Source organism: Streptococcus mitis (assembly GCF_019929545.1).
Lineage (GTDB): Bacteria > Bacillota > Bacilli > Lactobacillales > Streptococcaceae > Streptococcus > Streptococcus mitis_BU.
In genome coordinates this window covers 1-23231 of sequence record NZ_JAHZPT010000017.1, presented here as the reverse complement: position 1 = coordinate 23231, position 23231 = coordinate 1, and the positions used below count along the sequence as shown (strand labels likewise).

The following is a 23231-nucleotide window of genomic DNA, read 5'->3' as shown; positions in this document are numbered from 1 at the left end:
CTACTCCCATTTTCTATACTCGTTCTCCATCACTATTTACTCTGTAGCCATCCACCGTCGTATTCACAGCTAAGGCGCCTGAAGAGTAAGAATAATACCACTTACCAGAAACTTGATACCAGCCTGTTTTCATTGCCCCTGAACTATCCAGATAATACCACGAGCCATTCTCCTTTAACCATCCTGTCTGCATTTCACCAGATGATTTCAAATAATACCAGCTAGAACCATCCTTCAACCAGCCTGTTGATTTAGAGCCATTAGATTTGAAATGATACCAACTACCATTTATTTTCTTCCAACCAACAGTTGAACTACTATGGGATCCATAGCTAGAGCTATTTCCTGATTGATTCTGATAATTCTGTGAAGAGCTTACTCCCTCTAGCTGGATATAGCGACGACTTCCGTTATAAGCCGTATAACTCAACCACTTGTATCCGTCTTTTTCGAGAATTTGATCATAATGAACATTCTCCCCAGGATAATAGTAATCAATCGCAGTTGCGCTAGCTAGAGGCTGATTTTTGATAGCAGCCTTAGCCTTAAAATAATGTGTTCCTCCTGTTGAAGCTGAGGATTGACTATTTCCAACACTTCCTCCAGCTAAATCTTTAAAATGAATAAAGCCAGTCATGGTATTGGCCTTCACGACGCGCTTATTGTAAGATTCTCTTATTCCATAGTTGTATTCTTCAATCTCAATCTCATCTCCTATTACATTTGACACCCAAGCAACATGACCATAAGTTCCTGCAGTAGACCAAGCAATGGAGCCAATAGCTGGTCTATTATCGACACGATAGCCTTCACGACGAGCACGATAGCCCCATTCATTTGCATTTCCATAAGCCGCCGGAATCTCAAAACCATTGACATTACTCAAACGAAAGGCTGCAAAAGAAGTACACTGACGAGAATACATGCGCCACTTATCAATCTCCTGGCTCCCATTTTTATAATGAGCAGGATAATCATCCCCACGCGCAATCGATCCATTTCCTCCGGAATAGGCATATACACTATTACCCGCTGCTAACATCAATCCTACTACTAAAAAGGGAACAACCTTTTTAGCTGATTTTCTAAAAGAAAATCTTGTCTCTGCTACTTTAAATGGTGAAATTTTCATTCTTCCTCCTTGAAAAATAATATAAATCGAAGATTACCTTCACTTAAACTATTCGGAGAAAAAAAGAAAAAGTGAGAAAATTTCTCACTTTAGTCAAGATAATGAATCAAATTCTTTTCTGTAAGGATATCTGAGTAAGTAAAGGATTCAACGTAAACATTAGCTTGTTTATCTCCTTCAACGTTCCCAAATTCAACGATAAATAGGGATGGATAAACCTCAATTAGCTTACCCAATCTATTTTTTTGGCGCTTACGACCATTCTCCAAAGTCATTTCTACGACTTGTCCCTCATGTGCCTTGATTTCTTCTTTTATTTTTTTCATCTTGGCTACATCTGTAAATGCATCTGACATCTTATGCCTCCCTCCTTGAGATACTTGAAAATTTATTGTATTCTTTTTGGAAAATTAATTCCACCGTTCCACGAGCTCCACTACGGTTTTTCTCAATGATAACTTCTACCTTATTATTTGGGATACCTTCCTCTTCTTCACCACCACGCTCATAGTAGTCGTCGCGATAAAGAAAGGCTACGATATCAGCGTCCTGCTCAATAGACCCAGATTCACGAATATCAGACAAGACCGGTCTCTTATCCTGACGTTGTTCTACACCACGAGAAAGCTGACTTAGAGCGATTACTGGAACCTTCAGTTCCTTAGCTAAAATTTTCAACTGACGTGAAATTTCTGAAACTTCTTGTTGACGATTTTCTCGGCCTGTACCTGTAATCAATTGCAAGTAGTCTATCAAAATCAAACCAAGATTTCCAGTTTCTTGAGCCAGTTTACGAGAACGAGAACGAATCTCTGTAATCCGAATCCCTGGCGTATCATCAATATAGATACTTGCATTAGCTAGATTCCCTTGAGCAATGGTATATTTTTGCCACTCCTCATCAGTCAATTGACCCGTACGGATAGAATGCGACTCTACCAACCCTTCTGCCGCAAGCATACGGTCTACTAGACTCTCCGCACCCATTTCGAGCGAAAAGATAGCAACCGTTTTGTCCAACTTAGTCCCAATGTTCTGAGCAATATTCAAGGCAAAAGCTGTCTTACCAACCGCTGGACGAGCTGCTAAGATAATCAACTCCTCTTCATGCAGACCAGTCGTTATATGATCCAAGTCACGATAACCTGTCGCAATCCCTGTAATATCGGTCGTTTGTTGCGAGCGAGCTTCCAGATTTCCAAAATTGATATTCAACACATCTCGAATGTTCTTAAATCCACTTCGATTAGCATTTTCACTGACATCAATCAGGCCTTTTTCTGCCTGAGCAATGATTTCATCAGCTGGTTGCGAAGCCTCGTAAGCTTGATTGACAGACTCTGTCAACTTGGAGATTAATCGACGTAGCATGGCCTTCTCTGCAACAATCTTAGCATAATACTCCGCATTAGCAGAAGTTGGCACAGAATTGACAATCTCAACCAAGTAAGACAGGCCACCAATATTCTGTAAATCACCTTGATTATCAAGAATGGTACGAACCGTTGTTGCATCTATAGCATCGCCACGATCGGATAAATCGACCATAGCTTGGAAAATCAAACGATGGGCATACTTAAAAAAGTCCCGAGACTCAATATATTCTCGCACAAAAACAAGCTTACTCTCGTCAATAAAGATAGCCCCTAAAACGGATTGCTCAGCTAAGATATCTTGAGGTTGTACTCGTAACTCTTCTACTTCTGCCATCAGACTTCCCTTCCTTTTACAATCTTGTCAAGAAAGTGTAAATTTACCCTTCTTTCACACGAAGATTGATCACACCTGTGATATCTTGATAGATTTTCACTGGTACATCGATCAAACCAACTGCTCGAATCGGAGCTTGTACTTGAATATGACGCTTATCAATCTTAATTCCAAATTGCTTTTGCAATTCTTCTGCAATTTTCTTATTGGTAATGGAACCAAAGGTACGACCATCTGGACCAACTTTTTCAACAAATTCTACAACCGTTTCTTCTGCTTCTAGTTGGTCTTTAATTGCTTTTGCTTCTGCAATCATCTCAGCGTGAGCTTTCTCTTCTGATTTTTGTTTACCACGAAGTTCACCTACAGCTTGAGCAGTTGCTTCTTTTGCTAAATTCTTTTTGATAAGAAAGTTTTGTGCATACCCTGTTGGTACTTCCTTAATTTCACCTTTTTTACCTTTTCCTTTAACATCTGCTAAAAAGATTACTTTCATTCTTCTTTCTCCTTTTCCTTTATTTCATTTAATACAATTTCTGTCAGTTTTTCACCTGCTTCTGACAAGGTTAAATCCTTAATTTGAGCTGCTGCCAAATTAAAGTGGCCTCCACCTCCCAGCTCTTCCATGATCCGTTGTACATTCAGTTTACTACGACTGCGAGCTGAGATAGAGATAAATCCTTGTGTATTCTTCGCAAGAACAAAACTCGCTTCAATGCCCGACATAGCTAACATGGCATCTGCTGCCTTACTAATAACAACTGTATCATAGCATTTCGAGTCCTTAGCCTCTGCTATCAGTACATCTGAACCTAATTTACGTCCCTGTAAAATCAGTTCATTGACCTCACGATATTCTTCAAAATCCGTCGCAGCCATTTCCTGGATAGCAATACTATCGCTTCCGCGCGTTCTGAGATAGCTAGCAACATCAAATGTCCGACTAGTCACTCGTGAGGTGAAATTTTTAGTATCCAACATCATACCAGCCATTAAAACACTTGCTTGCATACGACTCAAACGATTTTTCTTAGAATTCTGGAACTGAATCAATTCCGTTACCAACTCACTGGCACTGCTTGCACCACTTTCGATATAAGTGATAACTGCATTGTCTGGGAAATCCTGATCCCTTCGATGGTGGTCAATAACAATAGTTTGGGTAAACAAATCATAAAAATCTTTTGATAAAGTTAAAGCTGTCTTTGAATGGTCTACAAGAATCAACAAAGAACGATTGGTCACCATCCCCATTGCATCCTTAACAGACAACAACTTCGTAACTCCTTCTTTTTCTAAGAATGCAACAGCTCGTTCAATATCTGGTGACATTTGATTTTCATCATAAAGAGCATAACTATTTTCTGTTACATTACTAGCAAATAACTGCATACCTACAGCAGAACCCAAAGCATCCATATCAAGGTTTTTATGACCAACTACAAAAACCTGATCTACACTTCTAATTTTATCTGAAATAGCCGTCATCATAGCGCGCGTACGTGTTCGTGTACGCTTGATTGACGCAGCAGACCCACCACCAAAATAAACTGGATTTTTCGTTTCGTCGTTCTCCTTGACAACCACCTGGTCTCCACCACGCACTTCAGCCAAGTTCAAGTTGAGTAATGCAACTTTACCTATCTCATCATGATTTCCATCACCATAAGAAAAGCCCATACTTAAGGTCAAAGGCAACTGTCTCTGTTTTGACTCTTCTCTGAAAGCATCGATAACAGAAAATTTATCATTCATCAATCCCTCAAGTACCGTGTAGTCCGTAAAGAGATAGAAACGGTCCATACTCACTCGACGGGAGAACATGGCATGCTTCCCAGCAAATTCTGAAACAAAATTGGCTACAAAACTATTGATATGACTGATATCAGACTCCGATGTTTCATCTTCTAAATCATCATAGTTGTCAACGGAAACGATCCCAATCACAGGTCGACTCGTTACTAACTCAACAGTCGCTTCGTATTCTCCAGACACATCAAAGAAGTAAAGAACTCCAGACACCTTGTCCATATGAACCGAATAGCGGGTCTCACCCAAGGTGGCATAAGAACCTGGATTCCCCACAGAAGCCTTGATAATTGTTTGAATTAATGCCACATCAATTTCGCCCACTTCATTAGTCAAAATCAATTCAGCATAAGGATTAAACCATTCAACTTCACCTGACGACAAGTCTAATTTAATAACTCCGACAGGCATCTGTTCTAACAAGGTTGTCAAACTTTCTTCAGCTTGGTGGTTTACATACTGGATTTGTTCTACTTCACTCCTTGAGTAGTAGTCTCTCTGATGGATGAATAGTAAAATATATGAACCCAAAATAAGTAGCAAAAGAAATAGCGTTACCAGTGTATTCGTTACAAAAACAAGTTGCACAGATAGCACTCCGAACGCCACTATTCCTAATATTAAGGGGAAAATAGGACTTACATAAAATTTTTTCATTCCAAACCTCTTGGCACCCATTATACCATAATAACCACCAAAAAGCGACTTTTTAAAAGTGTAATCAGTAATTCTATCAATTATAAGAAAAAGGAGGTTTACAATTTAGTAAACCTTCCTTTACACATATTGAAATTAAGATTCTTTAACTTCTAACAAGCCAATCTCGCCATCTTCACGACGATAAATCACATTGGTTGTCTGATCTTCAACATCCACATAGATAAAGAAATCATGTCCCAACAAATCCATCTGTAGAATAGCTTCTTCCAAATCCATTGGTTTTAAATCAATTTGTTTTGAACGAACAACTCTAGATTGGACAACATTTGTATCTTCCACCAAAGCATCTGTAAATAATTGACTAGTTGCTACCTTGTTTTTATTTTTACGCTCGATTTTTGTTTTATTTTTACGAATCTGACGTTCAATTTTATCGGTTACAAGGTCAATTGAACCATACATATCTTGAGACACATCTTCTGCACGAAGAGTAATTGAACCAAGTGGAATCGTCACCTCTACTTTAGCAGTTTTTTCACGATACACCTTCAAGTTAACTCGAGCATCCAACTCTTGTTCAGCTTGAAAATACTTTTCGATCTTTTCGAGTTTAGAAACTACATAATCACGAATTGCTTCTGTTACTTCTAGGTTTTCACCACGGATACTATATTTAATCATATGAGTACCTTCTTTCTAAACATTTTTGTTTTTCTGATTTCATTATAACGCTTTCATTTTAGTTTTGCAAATTTTTTCCTCATCTTACAAGGGAAAATGTTTTGACATCCTCAGCACCAGCCTCTTCCAACAGTTTCTTCAAACGATTTATAGTTGTTCCAGTAGTGTAAATGTCATCTATAAGTAGGATTTTTTTAGGAATAGTGACTCCCCTTTTAATAAAGAAAGGAAGTTCTGTCTCCAAGCGTTCTGAACGATTTTTGGAAGAACTGGCCCGCTCTTCTCTCTTCTCTAGTAAGTCTTGAAAAGAGAACCCTGCTGCTTCAACTAAACCTTCAACCTGATTAAATCCCCTCTCGAGCAATCTTTCAGGACTTAGGGGAATGACGACAAATTGATACTCTTTGTACTTTTTTAACTCCTCACTTAAAACTGAAGCAAAAACTTTTCTTAAAAGGAAGTCTCCATCAAACTTATACCGACTGAAAAAATCCTTCATAGCTTGATTGTAAATAAAAATCGCTCTATGACTGACTTCAACTCCTTCTTTACACCAAAATTGACAATCTTGACACTTTGTTGACAATTCTGTTTTCATACAGTTTGGACAGTACTCTTCTCCAATTCTCTCAAAAGTAGAATCACAATCTAAACAAAGACAGGAGGCATCATTCTTCAGAAGTAAAAGACTACTGAAAGTTAAAACAGCCTTCATAGTCTGCCCACATAATAAACACTTCATAGACCCGCCTCCTTATTCATCTGTTGAATTTCCTTAATTGCCTTTTTGATTGAAGTATTTAACCCGTCATGGAAGAAAAGCAGATCTCCTGTCGGTCTATCCATGCTTCGTCCAACTCGTCCACCAATCTGAATCAAACTAGATTTGGTAAACAGACGATGGTTGGCTTCTACTACAAAAACATCTACACAAGGGAAGGTAACTCCCCGCTCCAAGATTGTCGTACTGATAAGTATTGTCAGTTCTCCATCTCGAAAAGCTTGTACCTGCTCTAATCGATCTTCCGTAACTGAAGACACAAAACCAATTTTCTCATGCGGAAATTCCTTCTGTAAGACTTCTTTTAATTGCTCCCCTTTCTTAATTTCTGAAGCAAAAATGAGTAACGGATAAGCTGTCTTTCTCTGCTTCTCAATATAAGACTTTAGCTTTGGTGACAACCGACTTTTCTCTAAACAGTGATTAAAATCTGATAACCAGACAGGTTTAGGAATAATCAAAGGATTTCCATGAAATCGTCTTGGTAAACTCAATCGTTTTAATTCTCCGATGCGAACCTTCCTATCTAACTCATCTGTAGAAGTTGCTGTTAAAAAGATTCTCAAGCCATTCTCCTTTACACTATTCTTGACAGCATGGTAAAGCGTGGAATTGTCAACATAAGGAAAGGCATCTACTTCATCCACTATCAGCAAATCAAAAGCTTGATAAAACTTCAATAACTGATGGGTCGTCGCAACAACTAGTGGTGTTCGAAAATACGGCTCTGATTCTCCGTGTAGTAAAGATATCTTGCAAGCAAAATCATCTTGCAGGCGCTTATACAGCTCCAAACAAACATCTATGCGAGGACTAGCCAAGCATACTGCCCCACCCGCATTGATCACTTTAGCTACTACTTGATAAATCATTTCTGTCTTTCCAGCTCCTGTTACAGCGTGAACCAAGGTTGGTTCCTGCTTGTCTACTGCTTGAATCAATCCCTCTGACACCTTTTCTTGAAAAGGAGTTAATTGACCACGCCATTTAAGAACATCCTGTTTAGGAAAATCCTCCTGTGGAAAATAGTATAAAGCTTGGTCACTCCTGACTCGCTTCATCAGCAAGCACTCTCGACAATAGTAAGCACCGATAGGCAAATACCACTCCTCTGGAATAATACTATTACAACGTTGACAGAAAAATTTCCCCTTCTCCTTTCTCATTGCTGGAAATTTCTCCGCCAACTGACGTTCCTCTTTAGTTAATTCATTCTCCGTAAACAACCGACCGAGATAATTTGGATTTACTTTCATACTTCTTTATTCGTAAAAATCTAGCGCTTTAGATGATTTTTTAGTACAATTAAATCATGGAATTTAGAACAATTAAAGAGGACGGACAAGTCCAAGAAGAAATCAAAAAATCCCGCTTTATCTGTCATGCCAAGCATGTTTATAACGAAGAAGAGGCTCGTAACTTCATTACTGCCATCAAGAAAGAGCACTACAAAGCTACGCATAACTGCTCTGCCTTCATTATTGGAGAACGTAGTGAAATCAAACGTACAAGTGATGATGGTGAGCCCAGTGGTACTGCTGGAGTTCCCATGCTTGGGGTACTAGAAAATCACAATCTTACTAATGTCTGTGTGGTAGTGACACGCTACTTTGGTGGCATTAAACTAGGCGCTGGAGGATTGATTCGTGCCTACGCAGGTAGTGTCGCCTTAGCTGTCAAAGAAATTGGCATCATTGAAATAAAGGAACAGGCTGGCATTGCTATTCAAATGTCTTACGCTCAGTACCAAGAGTACAGTAACTTCCTTAAGGAACATAATCTCATGGAACTGGATACAAACTTTACAGATCAAGTCGATACGATGATTTATGTTGACAAAGAAGAAAAAGAAACTATTAAAGCTGCGCTTGTAGAGTTTTTTAATGGAAAAGTCACTTTAACTGATCAAGGTTTACGAGAAGTTGAAGTTCCTGTAAACTTAGTGTAAATAAAGGAGAAAAATATGGCATTTGGTAAATTCATTCAAGGACTCGCTGGTAACTTTAGCGAGCAAAACAAAGAAACTCTTATCAAAGAATATGGACAATATCTACTAGAAAATGAAGAAATTCAAAGTGGATATAAACTGATTCGTGATTCAATTATATTTACAAATATCCGTATTATCTTTACAGATAAACAAGGCGCTACTGGTCGTAAGATGTCTATTAAATCAATCTTTTTGATGAACATTGTTAACGTTGAAATGGAAACTGCAGGAGCAGGTATAGATGATAGTGAAATTACTATTACTTATTTAGAAAATGTCTTTCTAAAAGCACACAATGAGCATTTTAATGCTCATAAATTTGAATTCCCTAAGAAAACGGATATCATTCCACTTTACACCTATTTATTAGAATTAGCTTATCACAATCGCTTGAAAATTAACGGCTTAGACCTGTGATATAAAAAAATCCTATCACTTCGATAGGATTTCTATATTTTACAAATGGTATAGATAGCGTTATACTAGAAATATCTTATACAAAGAGGTATTCATATGTCTATTTATAACAACATTACTGAATTAATCGGTCAAACTCCGATTGTTAAACTCAACAACATCGTGCCAGAAGGGGCTGCGGACGTCTATGTAAAGCTTGAAGCATTCAACCCTGGTTCTTCTGTAAAAGATCGTATTGCTCTTAGCATGATTGAAAAAGCTGAACAAGACGGTATTCTGAAACCAGGTTCTACAATTGTTGAAGCAACAAGTGGAAACACTGGTATTGGACTTTCATGGGTAGGTGCTGCTAAAGGGTATAAAGTCGTCATCGTTATGCCTGAAACTATGAGTGTAGAACGACGTAAGATTATCCAAGCTTATGGTGCTGAACTCGTCCTAACTCCTGGTAGTGAGGGAATGAAAGGCGCTATTGCTAAAGCTCAAGAAATCGCTGCTGAACGTGATGGTTTCCTTCCTCTTCAATTTGACAATCCAGCTAATCCAGAAGTACACGAAAGAACAACAGGAGCTGAAATACTAGCTGCTTTCGGTAAAGATGGACTAGATGCCTTTGTTGCTGGAGTGGGTACCGGTGGAACGATTTCTGGTGTTTCTCATGCACTCAAATCAGCAAATTCTAACATTCAAGTTTTTGCAGTAGAGGCAGACGAATCTGCTATTCTATCTGGTGAAAAACCTGGACCACACAAAATTCAAGGTATCTCAGCTGGATTTATTCCTGATACACTTGATACAAATGCCTATGATGGTATTGTTCGTGTAACATCAGACGATGCACTAGCACTCGGCCGTGAGATTGGTGGAAAAGAAGGATTCCTTGTTGGTATTTCTTCAGCTGCAGCTATCTACGGAGCCATCGAGGTTGCCAAGAAATTAGGTACAGGTAAAAAAGTTCTTGCTCTAGCACCAGATAACGGTGAACGTTATCTCTCTACAGCACTCTATGAATTTGAAGTGTAGTCTCCTAAATACACTTAGCCCTTATTATAGGGCTTTTTATTTATACCTTAAAAATAGGAACATCTCCCTATAAAAATCGACTGCATAGAAAAAAGGAAGCAATTTGGCTTCCTTTTTATTATTAGTTATTCAAGGCTGCTGCCATTGTAGCTGCAACTTCAGCTTCAAAGTCGTTTGCAGCTTTCTCGATACCTTCACCAACTTCAAAGCGAGCGAACTCAACTACTGAAGCGTTAACTGATTCAAGGTATGCTTCAACTGTCTTGCTGTCATCCATGATGTAAACTTGTGCAAGAAGTGTGTAAGCTTGGTCAACTTTAGTGTTGTCAAGCATGAAGCGATCCATTTTACCTGGGATAATTTTGTCCCAGATTTTTTCTGGTTTGCCTTCTGCAGCCAACTCAGCTTTGATGTCAGCTTCGGCTTGAGCAATCACTTCATCAGTCAATTGAGATTTTGATCCATACTTCAAGTGTGGAAGAGCTGGTTTGTTAACCATTGCACGGCTTTCGTTATCTTGGTCGATAACGTGGTTCAATTGTGCCAACTCATCTTTAACGAATTGTTCATCCAATTCTTTGTAAGAAAGAACTGTTGGTTTCATCGCTGCGATGTGCATTGACAATTGTTTAGCAAGTGCTTCGTCTCCACCTTCAACAACTGAAATAACACCGATACGTCCACCGTTATGTTGGTATGCTCCAAAGTGTTGTGCGTCTGTTTTTTCAATCAATGCAAAGCGACGGAATGAGATTTTTTCTCCGATAGTTGCTGTTGCAGATACGTATGCAGCTTCAAGAGTTTCACCTGAAGGCATTGTCAAAGCAAGAGCTTCTTCATTGTTAGCAGGTTTTCCTTCAGCAATAACTTTAGCTGTGGTATTTACCAATTCAACGAATTGAGCGTTTTTCGCAACGAAGTCAGTTTCAGCGTTTACTTCAATAACTGCTGCAACATTACCGTTAACATAAACACCAGTCAAACCTTCTGCAGCAACACGGTCAGCTTTCTTAGCTGCCTTAGCCATACCTTTTTCACGAAGCAATTCAATCGCTTTTTCGATGTCACCGTCTGTTTCTACAAGCGCTTTTTTAGCGTCCATAACTCCGGCACCAGATTTTTCACGCAATTCTTTTACAAGTTTAGCTGTAATTTCTGCCATTTTGATTCTCCTATATTTTTTAAAAATAGGAGAGCCGGGCTAAGCCCCGCCCTCCTAGGTAATTACTATTTGTATAAATTAAGCGTTGTCGCCTTCTACAACTTCAACGATTTCTTCAATTGAATCTGCTTGAGCTTCTGAAGCTGCAAATTCTGCTTCAACTGCTGCTGCATCTTCACCTTGACGTCCTTCGATGATAGCGTCAGCCAATTTAGCTGTGATCAATTTAACAGCGCGGATAGCATCATCGTTAGCTGGAATGATTACATCGATATCATCTGGATCAGTGTTTGTGTCAACCATGGCTACAACTGGGATTCCCAATTTCTTAGCTTCTTTAACAGCAATTTGCTCTTTATGTGGGTCAACTACGTACATAACATCTGGGATACGAGGCATATCTTCGATACCACCCAAGAATTTTTCAAGACGTGCACGTTGTTTGTTAAGAAGTGCAACTTCTTTCTTAGGAAGAACTTCGAAAGTTCCATCTTCTTCCATACGTTTGATTTCTTTCAAACGAGCGATACGTTTTTGGATTGTTCCCCAGTTTGTAAGAGTTCCACCCAACCAACGGTGGTTGATGAAGTATTGACCTGAACGTACTGCTTCTTCAGCAACTGCGTCAGCTGCTTGTTTCTTAGTACCAACAAACAATACAACTGCATCGTTAGCTGCTGCATCACGCATGAAGTCATATGCTTGATCAGCGTATTTTACAGTTTGTTGCAAGTCGATAACGTGGATTCCGTTACGCTCAGTGAAGATGTACTTAGCCATCTTAGGGTTCCAGCGACGAGTTTGGTGACCAAAGTGTACACCAGCCTCAAGAAGTTGTTTCATTGAAATTACTGCCATGAGTATTTCTCCTTTTTGTTTTTTTCCTCTTCTTGACTTCAACTCGCAAAACGACCCAAAGGCAACTGTTTCACAATTCATCAAGAATGAGTATTATCGTTCACACGACAAGTTTCATTTTACCATACTTTTTTAATATTTTCAAGCCATTTTAGTAGATTTTTAAAGTAGGTAACTATATAAATCATAAAAGAGACTCAAATCGAGCCTCTTTGTTTCATTCATTAGTTTGGATAGATATATGTTACAAAACCTTCTGAAGTCGTAGTAGGATTGAACCATCCACGTTTATTTCCGATTGTACGGTTTCCACCATAGTTTGATTCAGATACTTGGATACTTGTTGATGATGAAACAGCTGTAACCACGGCTACGTGTCCATATCCACCATCATTCCAACATGCAATGGCACCAACTTGAGGTGTAGATCCTGTACGGAATCCTGCTGCAGCTGCACTTGTAGCCCACTGTGCTCCATTACCCCAGTAATCTCCAGCCCAAGGCGCCAATGTTTTAGCTCCCCATGTACACTCACCAGTTGGATAACTTGAAGCATTTGTACTATATGTTGGACGATGTGTCACTGGAGCAGGAGTGTAGCTTGTTGCTTCTGTTGAAGCACTGCTTGAAGATGATTCAGACGAACTTGATGAAGAAATAGTAGATAGTGCTTGAACTTGTGCTGTAAAAGTTGTATTTCCAGAAGCAACTACTGTTTGTTGTTGACTTGCTTGTTTAGCTTTATAAGCTGCTTCTGCTTCTGCTGCAGCTTTAGCTTCTGCTTCTGCTGCAGCTTTTTTCTCAAGTAAACTTGCTTTTTCATCCTCTGCAGTAGCCTTTTCAGCAGCAAGATTCAATTCTGCAGCTTTTAACTCAGCTTGTTTTGTAGTTAATGATTGAGCATCATCAGCTAGTTTTTGCTGATTTGCAATAACTGTATTAATTGCATCATTGTTTGCTACTTGTTTTTCAGAAATAGCTTTTTTATCTGCTTTTTGTTGTTCCAACATTTTGTTGTTTGCAGATACGATTTCACTCATTGCAGCAACACGTGAAATAGCTTCTGTAATTGATTTTGAGTTTACAATTGTATTGATGTAATTTGTTGCAGCTCCATTTGTTTGAGCACTACGAGCTTGTTTTTGTAATGAATCATTGCGAGATACAATATTCTTAGAAAGTTCTGTAATTTCACCCTCAAGCTTTTTAGATTCTGCTTGTAGTCTATCATTTTCAGATTGCAAGTTTGATTGCTCTGTTTGAATAGCAGATACTTGCTCCTGAACTTGATCAACTTGTTTTTGTGCTTCTTGTTGTTGTGCTGTTAAGTTACTAATTTTATTATCTTGAGCAGCAATTTTGTCATCAGTAGTTTCTGCATGCGCAGTTGTTAAAACAGCTACTTGAGAAACCATTACTGTACTTAATAAAAGTGACGCTAAGATTTTTTTCTTCATATTTCGTAGATACTCCTTCTTTTAAAGACATTACTAGTATACCAAAAAAAGGCCTAATGAATATTACGCCTTTGTTACATTTTTATTTCTTTCTTATAGGTAAAATTTTTCAAAAATAAACTGAAAGATAATCATCCATATAAGGTTCAAAATCATTGATGGTACTAAACTATAGACTATAAATAAAGACATACTATCCACAGTTAAACCTACCACTAATGCAAGTATATAAGCTCCCATCTCAAATAGAAAAGTCATGACAATAATTGCCAACATTCTCGTCCAACGATTCAATAAAATAACACTATTAAATTTATGGAGAAATACTCCCAACAAGACGAACAACAAAGTCGCAATCCCTATCAAGTGGAAAAAGTAAATGTCATAAACCAAACCCACTACAAAACAATAAGCTAAATAGAGATACTCTGATACTTCTATCGTCTCAAATAAGAGAAATAAAAACAGAAAATGACTAGCCAAATGTACATGGGGGAAAAATGAGCCCAGAAGCTGGCTAATATGGGCGTCAATTAGAACAAAGAAAGGAAGCAATAAAAACACTCCAACCCGCTTCAACTGTCTCATTATGAATTCCCCACTAATTCTATCACATCCACATTATGAGTATCTGCACTTAATTTAACAGTTACTTCTCGTGTCAAGTAGTCCGTACTATGCGTTGTGGCAACCACTTCACCAACAGGAATATCAGCAACGTTAAAGTTTCCTAATCCACCAGTGGTCACCTTATCTCCTGCACTAATATCGCTACTACTATTTAATTGACTAATTTTTAGAACTTCATTTTCCTTGTCATAGCCAACAATAATTCCATAAATTGTAGTAGAACCATGTTGAATTTTAACAGAAATCTTATCAGCATTTTCCGTATTTGTCAGAAGGTTGACCATGGTAGAGTTCTCCTCTACTTTTGAGACACTCCCAATCAAGCCACCATTTGCAATTGCTAACATATTCTCAGAAGCCCCTTTTGATTTGCCTGCATCTAAGGTCAACTCCTGCTTCCAAGATACCGGAGATCGCATAATAACATCTGCTGCCAAAGTCTTTGTAGCTTGCAATTTGGACTTCATATCAAGCAATTGGCGCAGTTGTTCATTTTCCATCTTTAAACTTTCCGCCTCATTTGATTTAACTTCTAATTGGTAAATCTGTTTCTTCAAACTTTCATTTTCATTATAAGTGCGTGTCAAATGAGCCAAATCTGATTTGACAGAATCAAACCACTGAAAAGGTTTTTGCACAACCCTATCAACCACTGAGATTCCATCTCCTAATCTTGTCACAATTGTACTTGAATAAGTCGTCGCTAAGAGAGCTGACACAAGCAGAACAGTGACAAAAACAATAATGACATATTTTGATTTTTTAAAACGGTTCATATCCCTACCTTTATATCAAAAACTGTTACAGTAACTTTTTATCAATTCCTGAAAGCTACTAAGATTTTAAGAAAAATAAGCAACAACCAAGTATGATAATAACAAGAATGGTCAGCGTATCCTTTCGAGTCCATTTCAATTGTCGATATTGACTTCTGCCTTTTCCACCCTTATAACCACGCGCTTCCATTGCGATAGCCAAGGAATCCGCACGTTTTAAACTTGTCGCAAAAAGAGGAATCAAAATGGGAATCATCGCCTTCACCTTTTGAACAATGCTTCCTTCACCAAAATCCACTCCACGCGCTTTCTGTGCATTCATAATCCGCGTCGTATCATCCATCAAGGTTGGGACAAAACGCAAACTCATAGACAGCATCAATCCAATTTCATGAACTGGAACTTTCATACTCTTTAAAGGTGCTAATAGAGCTTCGACAGCTGATGCCAAACTTAAGGGCATGGTCGTTAAGGTTAACAAAGTAGAAAAGAAAATAATCAATACAAAGCGACAAAAGATAATTCCAGCTTGTTGCAAAGCATAATCCGTGATTCTCACAAACGAAAACTCAAATAAAACATTCCCATTAGAAATGAAAAACAGTTGAAAAATAGTTGTGAAGGCAATCAAGAAAAACATAGACTTCAAGCCCTGAATAAAAAATGAAAGAGATACTCCTGACAAGGCAATAAAGATCCCTGTCGCTATAAAAAGAATCAGATTCGTCAAGGGATTATTAGCCCAAAAAACGATCAAAATCAGTAGCATCATAGCCAGTAATTTGCTGCGTGGATCCAATCGGTGAACTATCGAATCCCCTGGGATATAACGCCCCAAAATCATACTATCCATTTAGCGACTCCTTGAACTCCTCTATCTTAATCGGTAATCGTTTAAATGACACGCCTCTATCAGCCAATCGTTTACAAAAAGCTGTAATTTTAGGTACTCCCAACTGAACTTCTTCCATAAAAACAACATCTTGAAAGACATCACTAGGTTTACCAAACTTAACTAAACGTCCCTTTTCCATCACATATACCTGGTTCGCATATTCAGCAACATCATCCATCAAATGCGTTACCAAGACAATGGTCATCCCTGACTGGTGGAGTTTTTTGAACAAATTCATCAGCTCTTTTCTTCCCAGGGGATCTAGGCCTGCTGTGGGTTCATCTAAGACTAATATAGCTGGTTCCATGGCAAGTATGCCTGCAATGGCGACACGTCTCATTTGTCCACCTGATAGCGCAAACGGACTACGATCAAAAAGTGATTCATCAATTCCAACCAGAGCCAGTTTCTCACGCGCAATCTGCTCCGCATCTTCTTCAGAAACTCCAAAATTTTGCGGTCCAAAAGCAACATCCTTCAAAACCGTTTCTTCAAAAATCTGATTTTCAGCAAACTGAAATACCAAGCCAACCTGTTTTCTAATTTGACGAATATCTTTATTTTTAGAAGTCGAGGTGATTAAGGTATCAAAAACCCGCACACTCCCTTGGCTTGGCACCAATAAACCATCTAATAGTTGTAAAATAGTTGATTTACCACTACCTGTGTGGCCAATTAAGGCCGTATAAGAACCATCTTCAATCGTCAAAGAAACATCTGACAAAGCTGTTGACGCTAAGGGAGTCCCTTCTTGATACGTAAAACTCACATTTTCTAGAGCAATTCCCATAGCTTATCTTCTAGCTCACTTTCTGTCAAATAATTTTCAGGCAAATCATAGCCATTCTGGCTCAAAGAATGTTTTAATTGATTAGCAAAAGGATCGTCTAATCCAATTTGATCCAAATCATTTCGAGAGAAAAGCTCCCTTGGACTACTAGTTGATTCAATTGACCCTTTTTTCATGATCAACACACGATCACTCATGGCAACTTCTTCCAAATCATGTGTAATGGAAATGACCGTCATATCATAGTCTTTCCGAATTCCTTTTACTGTCTCAATCAGTTCTCTACGTCCCTCAGGATCCAACATACTCGTTGCTTCATCTAAGATTAAAATAGCTGGTCTTAGGGCTACAACACCTGCAATAGCCACACGTTGCTTTTGGCCACCTGATAGACGCGCTGGCTCTCTCTTTTTAAAGTCCAACATGCCAACCAAATCCAGAGCTTCTTCCACTCTCTTTTTCATTTCTTGACGAGAAAGTCCCTGATTTTCCAAACCAAAGGCAACATCATCTTCAACAGTCGCTCCAACAAATTGATTGTCTGGATTTTGAAAAACCATACCGATTTGACGACGTATATTCCAAACATTTTCCTCAGTCAGCCGTTGGCCATCAATTACAATCTCTCCGGATTCTGCTTCCAGTAAGCCATCAATTAAGCGAACCGTCGTTGATTTACCACTACCATTATGCCCTACAATCGAAAGCCATTCTCCACGTTTCACGTGAAACGTAATATCCTTCACATCGTAATATTCCTGACTTTCCTTATAGCGAAAAGAAAGATTTTTTACATCAATTACTGATTTCATTTCGAACCAAATGTCCCTTTAAATACATAGGCACTACCCTTGAAATAATCATAGCCAGAGTAGATAGTGAAAAACAAGGCTACATAAAGTAGAACTTGACCAAGCAAAGTCCAATGTAATAGCAAGAAAATAATGGCAAACATCTGACTAAAAGTTTTAATTTTTCCAGGCATTGCTGCTGCTAAAACTGTTCCACCAGTTTCAACTAATAAAAGTCTTAAACCTGTCACAGCCAACTCACGACAGATAATCACTGCAACAATCCAAGCTGGAGCCATTCCTAACTCAATCAGCATAATAAAAGCCGACATAACTAGTAGCTTATCCGCCATAGGATCTGCAAATTTACCAAAATTACTAACCACATTCCATTTACGAGCTAAATATCCATCTAAATAGTCTGTAATACTGGCAATAGCAAAGATAATAGCTGCTACCATATGACTCTCTATCGAATTTCCTACTGTTAAAATAAAGATAAAAATAGGTATAAAGAGAATTCGACCTATTGTTAAGATATTTGGAATTTGTTCTTTTTTCATTCGTTTTTCCTTAATTTTTAGTAAAGGTTACAGCGATTTTTCCAGTCTGAGCTGTTAATTTCGATAAATCAACAGTCTGATTGTCTACTGTTAAGGCAACACCTTTGACAACACCTAAAGTAATTGTCACAGGATTTTTAGTTGAAACGCTTGTTTCCGCACTTTTATTATCCGGTGATAAAGTCACACCACCCTCAAGATCACTTTCTGAAACACTAACCCAACTTCTAGCATCTGACACTGATAATTGCAATTTTGCAGTTTCCTTGCTCGTTTTATAAGCAACTTCTACTCGATTTCCTTCACCTGATACACTTATAGCAGGTTCTATATTTGAAGAACTACTAGATGAGCTACTGCTTGAAGATGGAGTTACAGAACTAGTCGAACTTATTGCTTGGACTACACTATAACTAGACGCAGACGAACGCTCCGGTTGAGTCTGGAGATAATTCCAAACATAATAAGTCACAAAAATGACAATCGATAGTGCAAAAAGTATAAAATAAAATAAAGGTAAAAATGATGCCTTATTTTTCTTACTTGAACGTCTCCTACCTGTCAACTCGTCTTCATCAACATCTACTTCCTCATAAGTAATCATGCTCCCAGAATCATAAGCATCCAAGACAATTCGCTCATCAAGTTCAACTGCCCACGCATACTTTCTCAAAAAAGAACGAGTATAAAATGGACTAGGCAGTTGATCAAAATCATCAGCTTCCATAGCTTCCAACATATCCAACTGAATTTCTGTTTTTTTGTGTAATTCTTCTAAAGTCAACCCTTGGTTGGTTCTAGCTAAACGTAAAACCTCACCAATTGTTTTTTTCCTCATACTTATCATTCCTTCTTTCTAGTGTCTATTATGATTAGTTACTATGATGGGAATATTGTAAAATCAACTATATCCCCTTCATCTATTAAGTGATGCCCTGCTTCAAGGACATCCTCTAAAGTAATTTCCTGTAAAATTTTCGGCAAATCAAAGATTGTCTCACCTTTTCCAAAAGCATCATATTGCGTTGCAATAAATTCAAGAGAGTTCATGCTACTGAAAAATTCTCCAAACATCTCTCTTTTGATAATATCTAAATGATCCTCTGTAATATCTAAATCCTTTGTAAAATTACGAATGGCCTTCCTAAACTGATGAGATAAAGCAACTGGCTCTTTTGTATCCATTGTCAACATAACAAAATGAAAGCGACTTGTTACTTCAACTTCCAGAGATAAGGACGCATCAATTTTACCTGATTCATATAATTTTTGAAAACGATCCGAAGTCCAACCAAACATCATTGCAAATAATAATTTTAATAAAATATGATGTCGATAGCAATCAGCTTTAGCAACTTCTCGCTTACCTCTAACTCCAATCGCTAGTTTGGGAGAAGAAACTTCCATTCTCATACTGTCTGTTCGCTTTACATCTTGTAAAAGCAACTTTTTTCTTGCTACTTCCTGAACATCTGAATCTTTCAGTTCTTTTCTTTCAAAATAGTCCTGTACTTGATCCACATCAAAATTGCCAACTAAAAACAGAGACATGTTTACAGGTTTGTAAAATCTTGTGAAATTTTCTTGCAAATTAGTTAGATTAATTTGGGAAATGGACTCCTCACTTCCAACTATATCAGTTGCTAAAGGTGTACCAGGATACAAATTCGCTAAAGTTGAAAAGAATAAACACGAATCTGGATCATCTTGATACATTTCTCGTTCTTGCTGAATAATATCCTGCTCTCTTAAAATGGAATCTTCAGTAAAATGTGCTGATGTCACCAATTCATCAAGTAAATCTACATTCTCTAAGAGATGATCCGTTGCTGAAAAAAGATAGCTTGTTTTTGTAAAGCTTGTAAAGGCATTACTATCTGCACCTAGACTCGTAAAAGCTGACATCAAATCGCTAGCATCTTCTCTCTCAAATAATTTATGTTCAAGAAAATGAGCAATTCCTCCAGGATATTCTTTTACATCTCCGTCAACTTCTGTGACAAGCGTATCTACCGAACCAAACTGTACAGTTACACTCCCGTAAACCTCTTTAAATTCCTTTTTAGGTAGAAGAGCTACTATCAATCCGTTGGCCAAACGAGTTCGATAAACCATTTCTTTTACAGCTGGATAGTATTTTTCTTCAAAAACAACCTTTGTCATTCTGTTCCTTCCATAAAGTAAATCGCTTGTAGTTTCACATTATTAGCTGCTCTACAAATATCATCTTTGTCAACTTGCTCGAGTTTTGCAATCCAACTTTTAAAGTCTGCTGAAGATTTTCCAAGTAAGGCATTTTGATAAGCACGTTCAATCAATGAAGATTGATTATCTTGAGAAAGTAACAAAGACCGACGAATCATTTCCTTGGTCTGCTCTAACTCAAGCTCTGTAAAATAACCTTTTTTTAAATCAAGCAGTTGATTATTCATCATTTTTCGAGCCTGATTCCGATTTTCTCGATCAATGCCAGCATACATCCTCAAGAATCCACTAAATAAATCAAGCTGACTTGAAATAGTATAAGCCAATCCAGCATTTTCACGGACATTTGTAAATAGTTTAGAGTGAGCAAATCCACCAAGTAAACCATTCATTACAATCATGGGTAAATGTTGCTCATCACCATATTCAGAAGGGCAATGATAACCTAATTCCAAAATGGATTGTCCCACATTTTTCCGAACCATACCTTCCTGCAGGATATTGGAATAAGGTTGACAATACTGAACCTTCACATCTCTTTTTCGACCTTTAAAGCCAAATGATTCTAATACATTTTGAATTTCAACCTCATTAAAATCACCTAGGAAAAAGAAATCTATTCGATTATTGGCCAAAAATTCTTGGAAACAAGAATAAGAACTCTGTGGAGTTTCAGCTAAAATACGATTTCGTAAATCACTATATTCCAATTGGAGACGTTCGTCATGAAAAAATATTTTGTCTAATTCTTTATGTGAAAAATAAAAAGAATCATCCATATCAACTGCTAAACTTGCTAGCAATTGCTTTTTCTCAATTTCAAATAAGGACGGATCAAATCCATTATCAACTAGCATGGGTGAAAAAAGAGTTTCTTTTACTAGTTTCAAAACCTGAGAAGTTAGCACATTTTTCCTACTCAAAAACTCATCACGAACATAGGTAAATGTCAATTCTACAATATGACTTTTACCTCTTCTGAAACAATTGGTTGACATATCTGTACCGTATAGACTGGCCAAATGTTTTCTCAAATCTTGAGAAGTAGGGTACATCTGATTAGCAGTCTCTAGCATACTCGCACTCAACATGCGACCTGCAATAGTATCAAGAGATAATGGAGCGGTAAAACGCACGGTGATTTTGTTCGTTTTAAACTTTTTTGATTGGATAAAATGTGTTGAAATTCCATTCACTAACTCCATGATTTACCTCCTTATATACAGACTTCTATTATATCACGAAAACCTGAAATTTTCTTGTTCTCTGTAACACTTTTGAAATAAAAATCGCTTACATTTCTCCCTATTTCTCTCACTATTTTTAGGAAAATATGGTATAATACCAAAGATTGAGGTGAATTATGGAATACAAATTATTTGAAGAATTTATTACCCTCCAAGCACTACTCAAAGAACTTGGAATTACACATAGTGGAGGAGCTATCAAATCATTTCTCTCTGAACATTCTGTTTACTTTAATGGGGAATTAGAGAGTCGTCGTGGTAAAAAACTTCGTATTGGTGATAAAGTTGACATCCCTGACATGAATATTGACATCTTATTGACACAACCTACTTCTGAGGAGCAAGAGGAATATCAAGCTGATAAAGTTGAAAAAGAACGGATCGCTAAACTTGTCAAAGAGATGAATAAGGGATTTAAAAGAGACAAATCGAAACCTACTTCATCACCTAAAAGCAAACAAGCTCCACGATTCCCTGGTAGATAATCATGTGGCTACAACACCTATCTCTCAAGACTTTTCGTAACTATAAAGAGACGAAAATAGACTTTAATCCTAAATTAAATATCTTTTTAGGACGCAATGCACAAGGTAAAACAAATATGTTAGAGGCTATCTATTTTTTAGCCTTAACACGCAGTCATCGAACTCGAACAGATAAAAATCTCATTCATTTTGATGAGGAACAACTTCATCTTTCAGGTCTCGTTCAGAAAAAAACTGGATCCATTCCTCTAGAAATCGAACTAACACAAAAAGGCCGTGTGACAAAAGTTAATCATTTAAAACAGGCACGCCTTTCAGATTATGTCGGACATATGAATGTTGTCTTATTTGCTCCTGAAGATTTACAACTAATTAAAGGAGCACCTTCAGTTCGACGAAAATTTATTGATATGGAGCTTGGACAAATTAAGCCAATCTATTTATCAGATTTAACCAATTATAACCATATTCTTAAGCAAAGAAATACCTATTTAAAATCAGCTCAAAAAATAGATGAAACATTCCTTTCTGTGTTAGATGATCAGCTAGTTGATTATGGATGTCGTGTAATGAATCACCGCTTAGATTTCATAAAAAAACTAGAATCATTTGGTCGTAAGAAACATTTTGAACTCTCTAATCAGATTGAAGAGTTGTCAATATCCTATCAATCTTCTGTCAAGCCAACTGACAAAGAAGACTTATCAGAATCTTTCAAAATTGCTTTAGAAAAAAGTAGGTCCAGAGATTTATTTAAAAAGAACACTGGTGTTGGTCCTCATCGGGATGACATTTATTTTTATATAAATGGGATGGATGCTAGTTTTGGAAGTCAAGGTCAACATCGTAGTCTCGTCCTCTCTATAAAATTAGCAGAAATCGAGTTAATGGAAAGTATTACTACAGAATCTCCGATATTATTGCTTGACGATGTTATGAGTGAACTTGACAACACTAGACAACTAAAATTATTAGAAACGATTTCTCATTCAATCCAAACCTTTATTACAACAACAAGCTTAGATCATCTTCAAAATTTACCAGAAAATCTAAGTATTTTCACTATTCAGGATGGTAAAGTTATTGTAAATGGGCTCTATAATATTTGTAGTGGGTAAATCTCCTATAAATATTATGGAGCCTATTTTTGTGTAGAAAAAAAGTCCCAT

25 protein-coding genes are annotated in these 23231 nt (G+C 37.5%); 5 read left to right on the top strand and 20 right to left on the bottom strand.

Features of this window, described 5'->3' with window-relative positions; all coding sequences use genetic code 11:
• Positions 1-13: 13 nt before the first annotated feature.
• From cbpD to K1I71_RS06070, 8 genes are all read right to left on the bottom strand, one after another.
• Complete coding sequence (gene cbpD / locus K1I71_RS06105; RefSeq protein ID WP_223330474.1) at positions 14-1132, bottom strand: choline binding-anchored murein hydrolase CbpD; 1119 nt, start codon at positions 1130-1132, stop codon at positions 14-16.
• An 89-nt stretch (positions 1133-1221) separates the two neighbouring features.
• A complete protein-coding gene (locus tag K1I71_RS06100) occupies positions 1222-1488 on the bottom strand; it encodes a Veg family protein (protein WP_001278169.1) in 267 nt (88 codons plus the stop codon).
• A 1-nt stretch (position 1489) separates the two neighbouring features.
• On the bottom strand, positions 1490-2842 hold the full coding sequence (gene dnaB / locus K1I71_RS06095; RefSeq protein ID WP_223330473.1) for a replicative DNA helicase: 1353 nt from the start codon (positions 2840-2842) through the stop codon (positions 1490-1492).
• A gap of 43 nt (positions 2843-2885) precedes the next feature.
• A complete protein-coding gene (gene rplI / locus K1I71_RS06090) occupies positions 2886-3338 on the bottom strand; it encodes a 50S ribosomal protein L9 (protein WP_004255324.1) in 453 nt (150 codons plus the stop codon).
• Complete coding sequence (locus tag K1I71_RS06085; RefSeq protein ID WP_223330472.1) at positions 3335-5308, bottom strand: DHH family phosphoesterase; 1974 nt, start codon at positions 5306-5308, stop codon at positions 3335-3337. Before K1I71_RS06085 ends, rplI begins: the two co-directional genes overlap by 4 nt.
• A 135-nt stretch (positions 5309-5443) precedes the next feature.
• Positions 5444-5992, bottom strand: a complete 549-nt coding sequence (gene hpf / locus K1I71_RS06080; RefSeq protein ID WP_004255322.1) for a ribosome hibernation-promoting factor, HPF/YfiA family — start codon at positions 5990-5992, stop codon at positions 5444-5446.
• 79 nt (positions 5993-6071) lie between these two features.
• Positions 6072-6734 carry a ComF family protein gene (locus K1I71_RS06075; protein WP_223330471.1) on the bottom strand — a complete coding sequence of 221 codons (663 nt, stop codon included), beginning with the start codon at positions 6732-6734 and terminating at the stop codon, positions 6072-6074.
• Positions 6731-8029 carry an ATP-dependent helicase ComFA gene (locus K1I71_RS06070; RefSeq protein ID WP_045605290.1) on the bottom strand — a complete coding sequence of 433 codons (1299 nt, stop codon included), beginning with the start codon at positions 8027-8029 and terminating at the stop codon, positions 6731-6733. The genes K1I71_RS06075 and K1I71_RS06070 overlap by 4 nt, the downstream gene beginning before the upstream one ends.
• A gap of 56 nt (positions 8030-8085) precedes the next feature.
• On the opposite strand from K1I71_RS06070, the gene K1I71_RS06065 reads away from it, so the two are divergent.
• From K1I71_RS06065 to cysK, 3 genes are all read left to right on the top strand, one after another.
• Positions 8086-8721 (top strand): YigZ family protein, encoded by a 636-nt coding sequence (locus K1I71_RS06065; RefSeq protein WP_045605292.1) that lies wholly within the window; start codon positions 8086-8088, stop codon positions 8719-8721.
• A 15-nt stretch (positions 8722-8736) separates the two neighbouring features.
• Positions 8737-9180, top strand: coding sequence for a PH domain-containing protein (locus K1I71_RS06060; RefSeq protein ID WP_000863906.1), 444 nt, complete (start codon positions 8737-8739; stop codon positions 9178-9180).
• Between the two features lie 96 nt (positions 9181-9276).
• A complete protein-coding gene (gene cysK, locus K1I71_RS06055; RefSeq protein ID WP_000029880.1) occupies positions 9277-10203 on the top strand; it encodes a cysteine synthase A in 927 nt (308 codons plus the stop codon).
• A gap of 121 nt (positions 10204-10324) precedes the next feature.
• Here cysK and tsf read toward each other — a convergent pair whose 3' ends face one another.
• From tsf to yfmF, 12 genes are all read right to left on the bottom strand, one after another.
• Positions 10325-11365: a translation elongation factor Ts gene (gene tsf, locus K1I71_RS06050; protein ID WP_000808071.1), complete on the bottom strand. Its 1041-nt coding sequence runs from the start codon at positions 11363-11365 to the stop codon at positions 10325-10327.
• A gap of 78 nt (positions 11366-11443) precedes the next feature.
• Entirely contained in the window at positions 11444-12223 is a 780-nt protein-coding gene (rpsB, locus tag K1I71_RS06045) for a 30S ribosomal protein S2 (protein ID WP_000268459.1), read from the bottom strand.
• Between the two features lie 224 nt (positions 12224-12447).
• Positions 12448-13680 carry a peptidoglycan hydrolase PcsB gene (gene pcsB / locus K1I71_RS06040; RefSeq protein ID WP_045605294.1) on the bottom strand — a complete coding sequence of 411 codons (1233 nt, stop codon included), beginning with the start codon at positions 13678-13680 and terminating at the stop codon, positions 12448-12450.
• Between the two features lie 93 nt (positions 13681-13773).
• On the bottom strand, positions 13774-14268 hold the full coding sequence (mreD, locus tag K1I71_RS06035; protein WP_001249446.1) for a rod shape-determining protein MreD: 495 nt from the start codon (positions 14266-14268) through the stop codon (positions 13774-13776).
• Positions 14268-15086 carry a rod shape-determining protein MreC gene (gene mreC, locus K1I71_RS06030; protein WP_001078994.1) on the bottom strand — a complete coding sequence of 273 codons (819 nt, stop codon included), beginning with the start codon at positions 15084-15086 and terminating at the stop codon, positions 14268-14270. The genes mreD and mreC overlap by 1 nt, the downstream gene beginning before the upstream one ends.
• A gap of 58 nt (positions 15087-15144) precedes the next feature.
• On the bottom strand, positions 15145-15939 hold the full coding sequence (locus tag K1I71_RS06025) for an energy-coupling factor transporter transmembrane component T family protein (protein ID WP_045605299.1): 795 nt from the start codon (positions 15937-15939) through the stop codon (positions 15145-15147).
• Positions 15932-16771: an energy-coupling factor transporter ATPase gene (locus tag K1I71_RS06020; RefSeq protein WP_033687611.1), complete on the bottom strand. Its 840-nt coding sequence runs from the start codon at positions 16769-16771 to the stop codon at positions 15932-15934. Before K1I71_RS06020 ends, K1I71_RS06025 begins: the two co-directional genes overlap by 8 nt.
• Positions 16756-17583, bottom strand: a complete 828-nt coding sequence (locus K1I71_RS06015) for an energy-coupling factor ABC transporter ATP-binding protein (RefSeq protein ID WP_000843636.1) — start codon at positions 17581-17583, stop codon at positions 16756-16758. The genes K1I71_RS06020 and K1I71_RS06015 overlap by 16 nt, the downstream gene beginning before the upstream one ends.
• Entirely contained in the window at positions 17580-18125 is a 546-nt protein-coding gene (gene pgsA, locus K1I71_RS06010) for a CDP-diacylglycerol--glycerol-3-phosphate 3-phosphatidyltransferase (protein ID WP_000712122.1), read from the bottom strand. The genes K1I71_RS06015 and pgsA overlap by 4 nt, the downstream gene beginning before the upstream one ends.
• 10 nt (positions 18126-18135) lie before the next feature.
• Positions 18136-18963: a cytoskeleton protein RodZ gene (rodZ, locus tag K1I71_RS06005; protein ID WP_020902620.1), complete on the bottom strand. Its 828-nt coding sequence runs from the start codon at positions 18961-18963 to the stop codon at positions 18136-18138.
• A 41-nt stretch (positions 18964-19004) separates the two neighbouring features.
• Positions 19005-20288: an EF-P 5-aminopentanol modification-associated protein YfmH gene (gene yfmH, locus K1I71_RS06000; RefSeq protein ID WP_223330470.1), complete on the bottom strand. Its 1284-nt coding sequence runs from the start codon at positions 20286-20288 to the stop codon at positions 19005-19007.
• A complete protein-coding gene (gene yfmF / locus K1I71_RS05995; protein ID WP_223330469.1) occupies positions 20285-21535 on the bottom strand; it encodes an EF-P 5-aminopentanol modification-associated protein YfmF in 1251 nt (416 codons plus the stop codon). Before yfmF ends, yfmH begins: the two co-directional genes overlap by 4 nt.
• A 158-nt stretch (positions 21536-21693) precedes the next feature.
• Here yfmF and yaaA point away from each other — a divergent pair, with 158 nt between their 5' ends.
• Complete coding sequence (gene yaaA / locus K1I71_RS05990; RefSeq protein WP_223330468.1) at positions 21694-22062, top strand: S4 domain-containing protein YaaA; 369 nt, start codon at positions 21694-21696, stop codon at positions 22060-22062.
• A gap of 2 nt (positions 22063-22064) precedes the next feature.
• The gene (recF, locus tag K1I71_RS05985; protein WP_223330467.1) at positions 22065-23180 is read left to right on the top strand and encodes a DNA replication/repair protein RecF; all 1116 of its coding nucleotides are present in this window, start codon (positions 22065-22067) and stop codon (positions 23178-23180) included.
• Positions 23181-23231: the final 51 nt, after the last annotated feature.